Annotated in this window: 15 protein-coding genes; 12 read left to right on the forward strand and 3 right to left on the reverse strand. The window is 70.0% G+C overall.

From position 1 onward, the window contains the following. From Ato02nite_RS20490 to Ato02nite_RS20545, 12 genes are all read left to right on the forward strand, one after another. A partial coding sequence (locus tag Ato02nite_RS20490) for a motility protein A (protein ID WP_213008201.1) occupies positions 1-536 on the forward strand: 536 nt, incomplete at its 5' end. A 3-nt stretch (positions 537-539) separates the two neighbouring features. Further along, positions 540-1,562 (forward strand): flagellar motor protein MotB, encoded by a 1,023-nt coding sequence (locus tag Ato02nite_RS20495; RefSeq protein WP_213008202.1) that lies wholly within the window; start codon positions 540-542, stop codon positions 1,560-1,562. A 13-nt stretch (positions 1,563-1,575) separates the two neighbouring features. Then, positions 1,576-2,031 (forward strand): flagellar basal body-associated FliL family protein, encoded by a 456-nt coding sequence (locus Ato02nite_RS20500; RefSeq protein WP_213008203.1) that lies wholly within the window; start codon positions 1,576-1,578, stop codon positions 2,029-2,031. 112 nt (positions 2,032-2,143) lie between these two features. Then, positions 2,144-3,091, forward strand: coding sequence for a flagellar motor switch protein FliM (locus Ato02nite_RS20505; protein ID WP_246607253.1), 948 nt, complete (start codon positions 2,144-2,146; stop codon positions 3,089-3,091). Next, positions 3,088-3,861 (forward strand): flagellar motor switch protein FliN, encoded by a 774-nt coding sequence (gene fliN / locus Ato02nite_RS20510; RefSeq protein ID WP_213008204.1) that lies wholly within the window; start codon positions 3,088-3,090, stop codon positions 3,859-3,861. The genes Ato02nite_RS20505 and fliN overlap by 4 nt, the downstream gene beginning before the upstream one ends. A 5-nt stretch (positions 3,862-3,866) precedes the next feature. After that, the gene (locus Ato02nite_RS20515; protein ID WP_213008205.1) at positions 3,867-4,250 is read left to right on the forward strand and encodes a FliO/MopB family protein; all 384 of its coding nucleotides are present in this window, start codon (positions 3,867-3,869) and stop codon (positions 4,248-4,250) included. Between the two features lie 3 nt (positions 4,251-4,253). Further along, positions 4,254-5,087: a flagellar type III secretion system pore protein FliP gene (gene fliP, locus Ato02nite_RS20520; RefSeq protein WP_213008206.1), complete on the forward strand. Its 834-nt coding sequence runs from the start codon at positions 4,254-4,256 to the stop codon at positions 5,085-5,087. Continuing rightward, positions 5,084-5,848 (forward strand): flagellar biosynthetic protein FliR, encoded by a 765-nt coding sequence (locus Ato02nite_RS20525; RefSeq protein ID WP_213008207.1) that lies wholly within the window; start codon positions 5,084-5,086, stop codon positions 5,846-5,848. The genes fliP and Ato02nite_RS20525 overlap by 4 nt, the downstream gene beginning before the upstream one ends. 11 nt (positions 5,849-5,859) lie before the next feature. Then, positions 5,860-6,951, forward strand: coding sequence for an EscU/YscU/HrcU family type III secretion system export apparatus switch protein (locus tag Ato02nite_RS20530; RefSeq protein ID WP_213008208.1), 1,092 nt, complete (start codon positions 5,860-5,862; stop codon positions 6,949-6,951). Positions 6,952-7,043: 92 nt separating this feature from the next. Continuing rightward, on the forward strand, positions 7,044-9,095 hold the full coding sequence (gene flhA / locus Ato02nite_RS20535; protein ID WP_213008209.1) for a flagellar biosynthesis protein FlhA: 2,052 nt from the start codon (positions 7,044-7,046) through the stop codon (positions 9,093-9,095). Continuing rightward, positions 9,085-10,662, forward strand: a complete 1,578-nt coding sequence (locus tag Ato02nite_RS20540; protein WP_246607254.1) for a hypothetical protein — start codon at positions 9,085-9,087, stop codon at positions 10,660-10,662. Before flhA ends, Ato02nite_RS20540 begins: the two co-directional genes overlap by 11 nt. After that, complete coding sequence (locus Ato02nite_RS20545) at positions 10,659-10,898, forward strand: hypothetical protein (protein ID WP_203812110.1); 240 nt, start codon at positions 10,659-10,661, stop codon at positions 10,896-10,898. Before Ato02nite_RS20540 ends, Ato02nite_RS20545 begins: the two co-directional genes overlap by 4 nt. Positions 10,899-10,960: 62 nt before the next feature. Here the strand turns inward: Ato02nite_RS20545 and Ato02nite_RS20550 are convergent, their stop codons facing one another. From Ato02nite_RS20550 to Ato02nite_RS20560, 3 genes are read right to left on the reverse strand one after another with little or no spacing between them, the layout of a single operon-like run. Further along, entirely contained in the window at positions 10,961-12,892 is a 1,932-nt protein-coding gene (locus tag Ato02nite_RS20550; protein WP_213008211.1) for a flagellar hook-length control protein FliK, read from the reverse strand. A 37-nt stretch (positions 12,893-12,929) separates the two neighbouring features. Further along, positions 12,930-13,925: a transglycosylase SLT domain-containing protein gene (locus Ato02nite_RS52545; protein ID WP_213008212.1), complete on the reverse strand. Its 996-nt coding sequence runs from the start codon at positions 13,923-13,925 to the stop codon at positions 12,930-12,932. A gap of 4 nt (positions 13,926-13,929) precedes the next feature. Further along, positions 13,930-14,376: a flagellar FliJ family protein gene (locus Ato02nite_RS20560; RefSeq protein ID WP_213008213.1), complete on the reverse strand. Its 447-nt coding sequence runs from the start codon at positions 14,374-14,376 to the stop codon at positions 13,930-13,932. Positions 14,377-14,480 lie beyond the last annotated feature (104 nt).

Here is a 14,480-nt window from a genome sequence, read left to right on the forward strand (position 1 = left end):
AGCGGGCCCGCCGCGAGGGCCTGCTGGCCCTCGAGGACGCGGTCAAGACGGTCGAGCACCCCTTCCTGAAGCGTGGTCTGCAGCTGGCGATCGACGGCACCGACCCGGAGGAGCTGCACGACATCCTCCACGCCGAGATCGCGGCCAAGAAGAAGGCCGACAAGGCCGCTTCGAAGCTCTTCGAGAACATGGGCGGTTACGCCCCGACGATCGGCATCATCGGCACGGTCATGGGCCTCGTGCACGTGCTCGAGAACCTGAACAAGCCGGAGACGCTCGGTCACTCGATCTCCGCGGCGTTCGTCGCCACCCTCTGGGGTGTGCTCAGCGCCAACCTGATCTGGCTTCCGGTCGCCGCCCGTCTGACCCGCCTCAGCGCGGTCGAGGCGGAGGAGATGGAACTGGTCGTCGACGGTGTCCTTGCCATCCAGGCCGGCTCGAACCCGCGTCTGGTCGCACAGAAGCTCCGCAGCCTCCTCCCGCCGGATGAGGCGAAGAAGGCCGAGGCGGCCGCTAACACCAAGAAGGCGGCGTAACGGATGAGCTCAGGTGGGGGTCGTCGGAAGAAGGCTCACGAAGAACACGAGGAGCACGTCAATCACGAGCGCTGGCTCGTTTCGTACGCCGACATGCTCACCCTGCTGTTCGTACTCTTCGTGGTTCTCTACTCGATGTCGGACGTCAACATGAAGAAGTTCGCCGAGCTGGCATCGGGTTTGTCCGCCGGTTTCGGTGCGCAGAGCGCCGCGTTCTCCGGGCAGACCTCGACGCTGGACGGCGCCGGCCAGAGCGCCGAGATCGTGCAGATCGACCCGGGTGCCAACCCGGGTGACGGCAAGACCGGCACGTCGAACATGACCGAGAAGGAGAAGGCAGCCGTCGAGGCGGCTGTCAAGGCCGAGGACCGGCTCAAGGCTTCGCAGAACGCCCAGGCGGCGGCCAAGGAAGCCCAGGACCTCAAGAACGTCGAGAACCAGTTGGCTGACGCGCTGGCCAAGGCCGGCCAGCTCAACAACGTGAAGTTCACGATCGACAAGCGCGGTCTGGTGGTCACCATCGTCACCAACGAGGTGGTGTTCGCCGGTAACCGGGCCGACCTGAAGTCCGGTGGCAAGAAGATCCTGGACGCGCTGGCACCGACGCTGGCGAAGCTGAAGAACAACATCGAGGTCGACGGCAACACCAACCAGCTCAAGGCGGTCACCACCTACTACCCGAGCGGCTGGGAGCTCTCCGCGGCTCGCGCCTCGACCACGGTTCGGTACCTGTCCGGCCACGGTGTCACCAAGAACCGCCTCAGTGCGGTCGGCTTCTCGGACACCAAGCCGCTGATCGACCCGAAGGACCCGCGCTCGATCACGATGAACCGCCGGGTGGACGTCGTCGTCCTCACCACCCTCCCGGCCGACCAGGCGGCACTGCTGCCGGCCGCGGCCGGCTCGGACGCCAAGCTGCACACCGGGCAGACCACGGCACAGGCCGCCGCGCTGGAGAAGGCGGTCGAGGCCGCGAACAGCGCCGCTGACACTTCCACTTCTACTTCCACGACCACGCACGACTGACGGGGGGATTCCAATGGCTGACGAGAACAAGGAAAGCGCTGCCGAGGCGCCGAAGAAGTCCAAGAAGATGCTGATGATCATTGTGATCGCCGCGGTCGTGCTGATCGGTGGTGGCGCTGGCGCGTTCTTCATGCTGAAGGGCGACTCCGCCGAGGCCAAAGCGCCCGAGAAGGGCTCGGTCACCGCGATCGACGAGTCTCTGACCATCAACCTGGCGGACAGCCACTACCTGAAGCTCCAGTTCGCTCTGCAGCAGACGGCGGATGCCGGCACCGAGGAGGTCGACACCAGCGAGGCGATCGAGCTGGCGATCGACGAGTACACCGGCAAGAAGGTTGCCGAGCTGGAGACCGAGAAGGGCCGCGAGGCGATCAAGGAAGAACTGCTCGCCAAGATCGTGAAGGCCTACACCGAGGACGGCAAGAAAATGGTCATGGGTATCTACTACACCGCCTTCGTGACCCAGTAATCGACTGAAACGGACGGGCGGGATCACTTCGGTGATCCCGCCCGTTCGTCGATCTACGGCTAAATACGGCCCTCACGCTCAGCGGTTCAGGAAGTGAGCCGATGGGGACGACGTGACCTCCGGAACACGATCCCCGGGCAAGATGTCGCGCCGTGGGCAGAGCGGGGGGCCCACGGCGTACGACTTCCGCCGGCCCGTCAAACTCTCCCGGGACCACGTCCGCACGCTGCAGACCGCGTTCGAGACGTATGCCCGTAGCTGCGGCACCCTGCTGACCACCCGGTTACGCGTGGTCAGCAGCGTCACCCTCGCCGCCATCGAGCAGCTCAACTACGACGAGTACGTGGCGTCGCTCTCCAATCCCACCGTGATCGCGGTGGTGGGCCTCGATCCGCTCGACGGCACGGCCCTGATGGAGATGTCCTCCTCCACCGTGATGACCGCTATCGACCACATGCTCGGCGGACCCGGCGGACCTCAGCCGGAGCGACCGCTGACCGAGGTCGAGATGCCTCTGCTGCGCGGGTTGCTGGAGCGCATGCTGGGCGAGCTGAGGTACGGCTTCGAGACCCTGGTCGACATCCAGCCGAAGCTCAAGGAGATCGAGTACAACGCCCAGTTCCTGCGGGCGCACGCGCCCGGTGATGCCTGCGTGGTCGCCACCTTCGAACTGAAGATCGGCGCCGAGGAGTGCCTGGCCAGCATCTGCATGCCGTTCAACATGATTCTGCCGGTGCTGTCGCGCACCGAGGCGGTCGTGCTCAGCGACAAGGAACGGGCCAGCAAGAACCTCGCGCTGCGCAACCTCACGGCCGGTCTTTTCTCGGCTCCGATCGACGTTGCGGTCCGATTCCAGCCCATTCGTATGCGTACCGATGACATCGTGGACCTGCGTCCCGGTGACGTCGTCCCGCTGAGTCACGCGACCAGCCGGCCCCTCGAGGTGACCGTCAACGAGACCGTTTTCGCTCACGCAGTTCCCGGTAATCAGGGCGCCCGGCTCGCCTGTCTCGTGGTGCCGCCGCCCAAGGAGTCGTCCAAGGAGTCAGGCCGCCCATGACCGCGCCCACCATCACCGCGCCGCAGCTGGCGCTCGCCCGGAACGCCGCCGAAGCCGCCCTTGCCGTCCTGCCCACCAGCCGCACGCTCGCCGTCGCCGCCCCGGTCGCCGCCTCGGCGGACACCGTCATCGAGGGCCAGGCGGTCACCGCCAAGTTCAGCGGTGCGGCCAGCGGTGAGGTCGTCGTCGTGGTCGGCCAGGATCTCGCGGACGCGCTCAAGGAGAGCCCGCTCGGCGAGCTCGACCTGACCGCCGCGGTCCGGCCGGCACTGGAGGCGGCGGCCCGGGTCTTCGGACCGGTGGTCCTCGACCCGGGGCAGGTGATGGAGCCGGGTGTCGCGCTGAGCGCGCTGGCCACCAAGGAAGACGCCGTGGTCGTCCCGCTGGTCGAGGGCGAGGAGGTCCGCGCGGTGCTGGCCCTCGCGCTGAGCCCCTGGCCGAGCGAGGAACCCGGCCAGATGGACGTGGCCACCCGGTCGCCGGCGCCGGCGACCGGAGTGACCGGCGCGGCGCTGAACCGCGGCGGCCTGGACATGCTGCACGACGTCGAGATGGAGGTCTCGGCCGAACTCGGCCGTACCCGGATGAGCGTGCGTGAACTGCTCTCGCTCAACCCGGGCGCGATCGTCGAACTCGACCGGGCCGCCGGCAGCCCGGCGGACCTGCTCGTCAACGGCCGGCTGATCGCTCGGGGCGAGGTGGTCGTGGTGGACGAGAACTTCGGCATCAGGATCACCGAGATCGTCGCCCCGGGCGCCGAGCGGGAGTAACGGCCTTGCTCGAGCTCGTCCTGCGGATCGGCTTCTCACTGCTGGTCGTCCTCGGCCTGATGTGGGCCGTGGCGCGGCTGGTACGCCGCCCGCTGAGCGCTCGCCGGGCGCATGGCGCGCTCGCCGTACTCAATCGGCAGCAGATCAACCGCAACGCCGAGGTGGCCGTGGTGCGGGTGGGCGACCGGGCGATCATCATCGGGGTCACCGAGGCGCAGGTGAACTTCCTCGGCGAGGCCGACGTCGCCGATTTCGAGAAGCCCGAGCACGAGGAGCACGTCCCGCTCGAACCGGCCGACCTGCCGGCCGTCCACCCGGCCGGCCCGGGCGCGAACCGGCTCGACCGGACCCTCCTGGAAACGATCCGCGACCGGACATCGAGGCGATAAGCCATGCGACGCGCGATCCTGCTTCTGCTTGCCACGGTCGGCCTGGCGCTGGTGCTGCTGCCCGGCGCCGCGTCCGCCGAGCCGCGACCGGCGCCGATGGCCCCGGCGGTGGTGACCGTGGCGATGCCGGATCGCGTACCGCAGGCGCCGGCCCCGCCGTCGCCGCCGAGCATCAATTTCAACGTCAACGGGACCAACCCGGACGGCAGCCGCCCGGCCTCCTCGCTGGTGATCATGCTGGGCCTCACCGTGCTGTCGGTGGCGCCGGCCCTGCTGCTGCTCTGCACGTGTTTCACCAAGGTCTTCATGGTCCTTGGGATCACCCGCAACGCGCTCGGCCTGACCAGCATGCCGCCCAACCAGGTGCTGGCCGGTCTGGCCCTGTTCCTGAGCCTGTTCATCATGGGACCGACCGTCTCGGCCATGAACGAGCAGGGGGTGCAGCCCTATCTCAAGGGTGACAAGACCCAGTCGCAGGCGTTCAAGGACGGCGTGCAGCCGCTGCGCGACTTCATGTGGAAGACCACCCGTGAGGACGAGGTCGGCCTCATGATCAAGCTGTCCGGCTCGGACCAGCCGCGGAACAAGGAAGACGTCGAGCTGACCACGCTGATCCCCGCGTTCGTGCTCTCCGAGCTGCGGGCCGCGTTCATCATCGGCTTCGTCATCTTCATCCCGTTCCTGCTGATCGACATGGTCGTCTCGGCCTCCCTGATGTCGCTGGGCATGATGATGCTGCCCCCGGTGACGATCTCGCTGCCCTTCAAACTCCTGCTGTTCGTCATGGTCAACGGGTGGGGGTTGATCCTCACGGCGTTGGTGGCGTCCTACCGATGAACTGGAACATCCCGATCGCGGATCTGCTCGCGATCCTGCTGGGCGCTGCCCGGACCGGGGCCTTCCTGATGATCTGCCCGCCGTTCAACTCCCGGTTCATCCCGGGCACCGTCAAGGCGCTGCTGTCGGTGGGTCTCACCCTGCCGATGGCGCCGTACCTGCGCGGCACCATCCCCAGCCTGCAGACCGCCGACATCATCGCCAGCGCCGCCCTCCAGGTCTTCGTGGGTGCCTCGCTCGGCTTCCTCGTGGCCATGCTGTTCGCCGCCCTCCAGGCGGCCGGTGACCTGCTCGACCTCTTCGGCGGTTTCACCCTGGCGATGGGTTACGACCCGCTGTCGATGAACCAGAGCTCGGTGTTCGGCCGGTTCTACAACCTGGTGGCGGTCACCATCCTGTTCGCCACCGGCGGTCATCAGATGATCCTGCGCGGCTTTCTCCAGTCGTTCCGGACCATGCCGCTGAACCTGTCCTTCGACCTGACCACGTTCAGCCAGGTCCTGCTCAAGGGGGTCGGCGAGCTGTTCCTGGCCGCCATCCAGATCGCCGGCCCGCTGGTGATCGTGCTGTTCCTCACCGACGTGGCATTCGGTCTGCTCAACCGGGTGGCGCCCGCGCTCAACGCGTTCCAGCTCGGGTTCCCCGCCAAGATCTTCGTCCTGCTGCTGCTCTCCGGCATGTCGATCACCCTGTTGCCGCCGGTCATCGAGAACCTGGTCGAGAAATCGGTCACCGCCGTGCTGAAGTTGACCGGCGGCTGAGGTGGTGACCCGTGTCCGGTGAGAAGACCGAACAGCCAACTCCACAGAAACTCAAAAAGGCCAAACGCGAAGGCCAGATCGGGCGTACGCCGGACATCGGCGCCTGGTTCGGCATGCTGGCCGCGAGCATCCTGCTGCCCAAGACGATGGGTACGGCGATGGAGCACGCCCAGGAGCTGGTCTCCCAGGTGCCGGACGTGATCGACCGGCCGGAACCGGCTCTGGCCCTGCACATCCTCCGGGAGGCCGGCTTCGGCATCGCCTGGGCGGTGCTTCCCCTGTCGGTCACCCTGATGCTGGTCGGCATCGCGTCGGCCGGCGCGCAGGGCGGCATCCGCATCGCGACCAAGCTCTTCATCCCGAAGTTCAACCGGCTCAACCCGCTGCCCGGCATCAAGAAGATGCTCGGGCCGCAGGCGCTCTGGGAGGCGATCAAGGCGCTGGTCAAGACCGCCGTGCTCGCGGCGGTGCTGTACACCGAGACCAAGGACCAGATCCCGGTCCTGATGACCGCCGGCCAGCTGCAGCTCGGCACGCTGCTGGCGGTGGTCAAGGACGCCACCATCGGGCTGATCCGGGCCGCCTCGGTGGCCGGCATCGTGATGGCCGCCGCCGACTACTTCGTGGTCCGCCGCCGCACCAACAAGCAGCTGCGGATGACCAAGGAAGAGGTCAAGCAGGAGAACAAGAACGCCGAGGGCGACCCGCTGATCAAGGCCCAGATCCGGGCCCGGCAGATGGCCATGGCCCGCAACCGGCAGATGGCCGACGTGCCGATGGCCGACGTGGTGATGGTCAACCCGACGCACGTGGCGGTGGCGTTGCGGTACGAACCGACCAAGGGCGCGCCGCGGGTGGTGGCCAAGGGGCAGGGCCCGCTCGCCACCAAGATCCGTGAGCTGGCCACCGAGCACCGGGTGCCGATGGTGCAGGACGTGCCGCTGGCCCGGTCGCTGTACGCCGGCTGCGAGGTGGGCGCGGAGATCCCGGCCGACTTCTACGGCGCGGTGGCCAAGGTGCTGGCGTTCGTGATGAGCCTGAAGGCACGTGGTTCGGCGGCAGGCCTGCACCGCAACCCCAATTCCACCTCAGCAGCCGCATAACCGAAAATTTAGGAGATTTCCTCACATGCGTCCCTCGTACGAGGGAGACTCTGCGTGAGGGGTGAGGTACACCCTGTGCCTGGGAAGGTGCCGTGAAGAGCCGCAACCTCAGTCGACTGGCCGTACCCATCGGGGTAATCGGCATCATCATCATGATGGTCGTCCCGTTGCCGACGTTCCTGCTCGACACCCTGCTCGCCGTGAACATCACGGCGGCCCTGCTGATCCTGCTGGTCAGTATGTTCGTACAGAAGCCTCTCGATTTCTCGGTTTTCCCGGCCTTGCTCCTGGTGGCCACCCTGTTCCGGCTCGCGCTCAACATCAGCGCCACCCGGCTGGTTCTGCGGGACGGCGACGCCGGCAAGGTGATCCACGCGTTCGGCAGCTTCGTGGTCGGTGGCAACCTGGTCATCGGCCTGGTGATCTTCCTGATCCTGGTGATCGTCCAGATGGTGGTGGTGACCAAGGGTGCCGAGCGGGTCGCCGAGGTCGGCGCCCGGTTCACCCTCGACGCCATGCCCGGCAAGCAGATGGCGATCGATGCCGACCTCAACGCCGGCCTGATCGACGAGGACCAGGCCAAGAAGCGCCGCGCCGAGGTGGCCGCCGAGGCCGAGTTCTACGGCGCCATGGACGGTGGTTCCAAGTTCGTCAAGGGCGACGCGATCGCGGCCATCATCATCACCGTGATCAACCTGGTCGGCGGCTTCGCCGTGGGCCTGATCCAGCAGGGCATGTCGGCCACCGACGCGATGAACCACTACAGCCTGCTGAGCGTCGGCGACGGCCTGGTCTCCCAGGTGCCCGCCCTGCTGCTCTCGGTGGCCACCGGTCTGATCGTGACCCGCTCGGCCACCTCCGGCGACATGGGCACCAGCGTCACCGAGCAGCTCAGCCAGAACAAGCTCGCGCTGCGCATCGGTGGCGGTGCCGCCCTCGCGCTCTGCGTCATCCCCGGTCTGCCCAAGATTCCGTTCCTGCTGGTCGGTGTCGCCGTGCTGGCCATCGCGCAGCGGGTCAAGGACCCGGTGCCGGAGGACGAGGTCGCCGCGAAGGCCGCGGCCGAGGCGGTCGAGCTGCCGGCCCCCGACTCGCCGGAACAGCTGCTCGGCGAGATGCGGGTCGACCCGCTCGAGCTCGCCCTCTCGCCCGACCTCGTCGACCTCGTCGACACCAGCAGCGGTGACCTGCTCGACCGGGTGCGTGCCCTGCGCCGCAAGATGGCCATGGAGCTCGGCGTGATCATGCCGCCCGTGCGCACCCGGGACGACTTGGACCTGCCGCTCTCGTCGTACGCGATCCGGATCTCCGGGGTCGACGCCGGCACCGGCGAGGCCCCACCCGGCACCGTGCTGGCGATCGGTGACGGGCTGCAGGGCCTGCCCGGCCGCGCCGGTGTCGAACCAGTCTTCGGCCTGCCCGGCAAATGGGTGCCGGCCGAACTGCATTACCAGGCCGAGCTCTCCGGAGCGACGGTGGTGGACCGGGCCAGTGTGATCATCACGCATCTGGCCGAGGTGGTCCGCAGCAACGCGAGCCGACTGCTCGGCCGCGAGGACGTCCGGGCGCTGACCGAGATGGTGAAGCGGACGCACCCGGTCGTGGTGGAGGAGCTGACCCCGGCGGTTCTCAGCCTCGGTCAGATCCAGAAAGTGCTGCAGGCAATGCTGGACGAGGGCGTGCCCATCCGCGACCTGGTCCGAATCTTCGAGGCGCTCTCGCTGAGAGCGAAGATCTCCGTCGACCAGGACAGCCTGGTGGAGGCGGCGCGGGCCGCGCTCGGCCCGGCCATTGCCGCCCAGTACGTCACCGGCGGCCGGCTCACGGTGATCACCCTCGATCCCATGCTCGAGCAACAACTGCTCGAATCGTTGCGGCCAAGCGAGACGGGAGCCTTCATGGCGATCGACGGTTTGCGTGCCGAGGCGATCGTCAGCGAGGCCGCTCGCCTGGCCGAGACCGCCGAGCAACAGGGCCTGTCGCCCGTGCTCGCCTGCTCGCCACAGCTGCGGCTCCCACTGATGCGCCTGCTGCGCGCCGGCTCACGCCGGGTGCAGGTGCTGTCGTACGGCGAAATCTCTGGTTCCACAGCACAGATCGAAACGATAGGGGTGGTGAACGGTGCCTACGCGGGTGCTGCTTGAGGGACCGGCCATCGAGCCACTGCTGGCTCAGGTACGCGATGAGTACGGCTCCGGTGTCCGGATCATTTCCGCCGACAAAGTCCGCAGTGGCGGCGTCGGAGGTTTCTTCGCGAAGCAGCATTACGAGCTTTCCGTGGAGGTCCCGGACCCGAACGAGGACAGGAATGACATGGCGAAACGACCGACCTCGGACAACGGCCACACACTGGAACGACTGCTGGAACGCGCCGAATCGCAGGATCGCCTGGACGAGCCGGCCCGCCCGGCCGCCCGTACGGTGACTCCGGCGACCTTCGGCCAGGCCCGGCCCGGCGAGACGACGTTCTCCCGGCCGGCCGCTCGCCCGGCCCCGGCACCGAGCCCGGCCGAGGACAACAACTTCGGTGCCGACGAGGGCCGGGGTGCCGCGCACAGCGACACCAACGCGGCGTTCGCCGAGCTGATGGCCGGGCTGGACTCCACCGGGCACGCGCCGCTGCCGGACTTCGAGCGGAACCCGCCCCGGCCGAAGGCGGGGGTGCCGCTGCGCGGCGAGGACGCACCGACCGTGCGCCCGTTCCGGCCGGCCGCGACCACGGAGCATGCGGTGAACCATCCGCCGAAGGCGACCGCACCGGTCGTGTCCGCCCCGCCGGCTCCGGCCGCCGAGCCGGAACACGTCGCGCAGCACGCGGAGCACGCGGAGCACGCGGAGCACGCGCAGCCGAGTCTGGCCGAGCGGATCGGTGGTCTCGGGGCCAGCGCGGTCGAGATCGACGAGCCGCCGGTCGAGGAGATCATCGAGACGCCGCCGGCGCCTTCGACGGCCGCGGCGTTCGGGCTGAAGCCGGTAGCGGCGACACCGCCGCCGGTGGTGGCTCCGGCCGACAGCGATCCGGTGATCCGCAACCTCATCTCGGTCGGCATGCCGGAGGCGATGGCCAGCCAGATCACCGGGGCGGACACGTACGCGGGGGTGCTCAGCGTGCTGGCCGCGCGGCCCTCGGCGCCGGGCATTCCGGACGGGCCGGGGGAGATCCTGGTGCTGGCCGGGGACATCAACCTCGGCGTACCGATCGCGCGGCACCTGCTGGACCAGATCGGCGTACCGGAGAATCACCTGCTCCTGGCCGCTACGTCGACGGCCGGCACCGGCCTGCACTCGTCCCGGTTGATCCCGAACCGCGAGGCGGCCGAGTCGCGGGTGGACAAGCTGCACAACGCCGAGCAGGCGTGGGTCGTGGTGATGGACGCGCCGGTGGGTGGCACCGACCCGCTCTGGGTCAACGAGATGTGCGACGCGATCGGGGCCACCGCGGTCTGGGCGGTCGTCGACGCCACCCGCAAGACCGCCGACACGGCCCGCCACCTGCGCACGCTCGGCGAGGTCGAGTCGCTCGTGGTGCACGGCGTGGAGCTCACTCAGGACCCGGCATCGGTGCTCGGCCTGGATCTGCCGATCTTCTCGCTGGACGGTAAGCCGGCCACCCCGCACGCCTGGGCCGCCATGCTCTGCGCGCGGATCGCGACCGACATCATGCCGGTGGCGGCGCCGCCTCGACGGGCGTCGCGCACGGTGCGGCAATGATCCGTCCGTCGGTCCTGCTGTTCGCGTTCGTGATCAGCGCACCGGCACTGTACCGGTACGTGCTCGACCAGCTGGATCTCACCGACGTGCTGATCAGGTTCATCATCGCGGTGCCGATCGCGGCACTGCTGCTGGCCGCACTGCGGTTCGTCACGGCGGGTTACGGACGAAACGGCGATGGTGGGGAAGCCACCGCTGTCACGCCCAGCCCGATGGACGCCGAGAAAACGGCCTGACGAGGACGAAGACGCCGGTGGACACCAAGAGTGTCCACCGGCGTCTCGTTCTATCCATCTATTTATGCGTGGATGTCGAGCCGGCTGCTGCCGGGCGTGCGGCGGGTCGTCGGGGCGGGCTCGGCCGGTACCTCGGGGCCGGCCGGGCCGTTGTCCCGCCGGCCGCCCGGGTAGCCCGGCGCGGAGAACTGCTGCCGCGCCTGCTCCTGCTGGGCCGTGCCTTGCCGCAGGTCGAGCGAGCAGTTGCCGAAACCGGAGTCCTCCAGCTCGCGGCGCAGGTCGCCCAGCGCGTTGCGCAGTGCCTCCGTGCCCGCGTCGGTGGTGCCGGTGAGCTGCAGGTTGATGTCGCCGTTGCGGATCTCCGCCACCACCTGGACCGGGCCGAGGTCGGCCGGGTGCAGGTGCACGGTGAGCCGGTGGATGCCGTCGGCCTCCAGCTTCAGCGGCATGATCCGCATCGCCACCTGGGCGGCGGCGGGCGGCAGCGGTGCCTGCGGATTGGCCGGCGGCGGAGTGCCGGCCGCCGGGGCGGCCGGGGCGGTGGGTTGCGGTCCGGAGACTCCGGCCAGGCCGGCCTGACCGAGTACGCCGGCCGTGGCCGTTCCGTCGGGAGCGAGAGCGGGAGTCGCGGCCGGGGCGGGCGGCATGCCGGTCGGCGGGGCGGTCGCGGCATCCGGAGCGGCCCGGTCGGGTGCGGCGGTGGTGGCCGTGGCGGGTGCCGGCTGCGCGCCGGCGTCGGGGGCCGGCGTGGCGGGGACGGGCGGCTGAGCCTGCGCCGCGGCCGGTCCGGTGGGTGCGGCCGGTGCCGTGGCCGCGGCCTGCGCGGCGGCGTCGGCCGGGGCGGGCGTGGCCGGCGGCGTGGGGCCGGCCGCGGCGGCCGGGGTCGCGAGGGCGGCCGGAGTCGGCGGTTGCTGGCCGGGCGTGGCTGGTGCCGTCGGCGTGGCGGCCGGCTGGGTGGCGGTGCCGGTGACCCCGGCGTTGCCGAGCTCGGCCGGCAGGGCCGGGCCGTTCGGCGTGTTCGCACCGGTCACCGGCTTGCCGGAGGCGTCGCGCAGCGTTCCGGCGGGCAGCGTCGCGGCCTCGGCCGGTGTGTTGGTGATGGTCTCCTGCGACACGGCCGCCGGGATGGTGGCAGCCGCATCGGGGTTGGCGGCCGCCGCCGCGTTCGGTCCGGCGGCGGGCGAGACGCCGCCGACCGCCGACACCCCGGCGGGCGGTGCGGTGCCGGCCGGAGTGGCGGCGGATTGCGCGGTGGCCGGCGTCTGCGGTACCGGTGTGGCGGCGACCTGACCGGCCATCGCGGCCATCGCGGCCATCGCGGCCGGGGCCGGCTGGGCGGTGGCGGCCTGTGCGGCGTCGCCGGTCTGGGCCGTCGCGGTGTCGGCCGGCTTGGTGTCGGCCGCCTTCGCGTCATCGGTCTGAGCGGTGTCGTCGGCGTCGGCCGGCTTCTCGGCCGGGCCGGTGGCGGCCTTGCTGTCGTCCCCGCCCTCGGCCGAGGTGACCCTGTCCTGGTCCGGTTCCGGACGGCTCTTGTCGGTGCGGGCGCGGTCGTCGACCGTCCGCCGGTCGACGGTCCGGTCGACCTCGGGACGGTCGGCGCCGGCGCGGTCGTCGGCCAGCCGTCGGGCGGCGTCGGTGTCCCGCTGCTGGGCGCCGCGGTTCGCGGCGGTGCGGTCGGCGGCCGCGTGGTCGGCGGCGGCCCGGTCGGCGGTGGCCCGATTGGCGGCCGCGCGGTCGAGCGAGGCCCGGCTCGCCGCGGCCCGATCGGCCTCGGCCCGGTCGGCGCGCTGGGCGGCCGCCCGCGCGGCCCGATCGGCCGCGTCGCGCTCGGTGGGCCGCTTCGTCGTGTCGGTGTCCTCGTCGGGCCGGCCCAGCTCGGCCGAGAGCGCCGAGCCGAACTCGTCGCCCCCGTCCCCGCGCTTGCCGTTCGTCCGGCGTCCGACGTCCAGCGGGTTCGTGCGGTCCGAACCGGTGACGGAACTCGGCGTCTTCATGCGGCTCTCCCTGGTCGGATACGGGGGCGGTCGAGGGTCAGCCGCCGAGGGCGGCGAGGGCCTTCTGCACCTTCGGCACATACGCCTGGGTCTCGGCGAACGGCGGAATGCCGTCGTACTTCTTCACCGCGCCGCCGCCCGCGTTGTAGGCGGCCAGGGCCAGCGGCACCGACTTGAATTCGCGCAGGTTGCGGGCGAGCAGCTTCGCCCCGCCGAAGATGGCCTGCTCCGGATCGAACGCGTTGTCGACGCCGAGGCCCTTGGCGGTGGACGGCATCAGCTGCATCAGTCCGCGGGCGCCGACCTTGCTGACCGCCTGCGGGTCGTAACCGGACTCGACCTTGGCCACCGCGGCCAGCAGCTTCGGCGAGATGCCGTACTTGGCGCCGGCCTTGACGAACAGGTCGCCGTACGGGACACCGGCCAGCGCACCGTTGCCGGACAGGGCGGCCGGGCGGACCGAGGCCATGTTCTGGGCGGCGACCGAGGCGGAATCGGTGACCACGCGACGGATCTGGGTGGGCGTCTCCCACACCTTCTGGATCTTGACGTGGTCGCCCGGCTTCGGCGCCGCGATCATCTTGTTGTCGCCGAGGTAGATGCCGACGTGGTCGACCGGCGAGTCGAAGGCCAGGATGTCGCCCGGCTTCGCGTCAGCCATGCTCGCCACCGGCTGGCCGGCCTTGGCCTGCTGCCAGGAGTTGCGGGGCAGCTGGATACCCAGGTCGGCGTAGGCCCGCTGGACCAGGCCGGAGCAGTCCAGCCCCTTGTCCGGGTTGGTGCTGCCGAAGACGTACGGGGTGCCGAGGTACTTCTTGGCCGCGGCCACCACGTCGGCGCCGGAGCTGCCCCCGCCGATGGTCGGCAGCGGGGCACCGGTGGCGTCGGTCAGCATCGAGGCGAACGTCGAGTCGCCGCCGGGCTTGGTGGTCACGGTGCCGGCCGAGGCGGTATCCGGAGTGATCGGGGTGAGGCCGAGCTGGCTCTGCAACTGCTGAATGCGGGAGAGGACTCCACTGACACCCAGACTCATGCTCTCAGCTCCCGTCGGTCAGGCCGCGGGCGGCGTTACGGGCTTTGGAGGTGGTGGACAGCTCGTCCAGCGACGCCTGGTCGACCCGCAGGTCGTGGGAGCGGACGAGCTCGGCGTGCCGCTCGGCCATCATCTCGACGGCCCGGCGACGCTTGGCGGCGTCGGCGAGGACGGCCATCCGCTCCCGCTCGATCTGCTCGGCGTCGGTCACCATGCGCTGCGCGTCGAACAGGCTGGCGGCCAGCGACTGCCGGGCGACCAGCGACGCGACCATGGCGCGGGCAGTGCCCTCGCTCGGCGCCTCGGCGCCGACCAGCTGCAGGCTGCGGCGCTTGACCAAGGCCTGGGCATCGCGAATCTCGGCGCGCGACTGATTGACGGCACCGCGGGCGGCATCCTCCTGCGCCTTGCGGGCGCGGAGCACGGGTGCGAGTCCGAAGATGCGTTTCAAGGTTGGGCCCTCCAAGCGGTGGTCCGGGTCAGGACTCCCTCATATGAAGGGATCGGCCCGACCCCGAGTTCACTGAGTGCTGCACCCGACCTGCACCTGAGCTG

This window comes from Paractinoplanes toevensis (genome assembly GCF_018332695.1).
GTDB lineage: Bacteria > Actinomycetota > Actinomycetes > Mycobacteriales > Micromonosporaceae > Actinoplanes > Actinoplanes toevensis.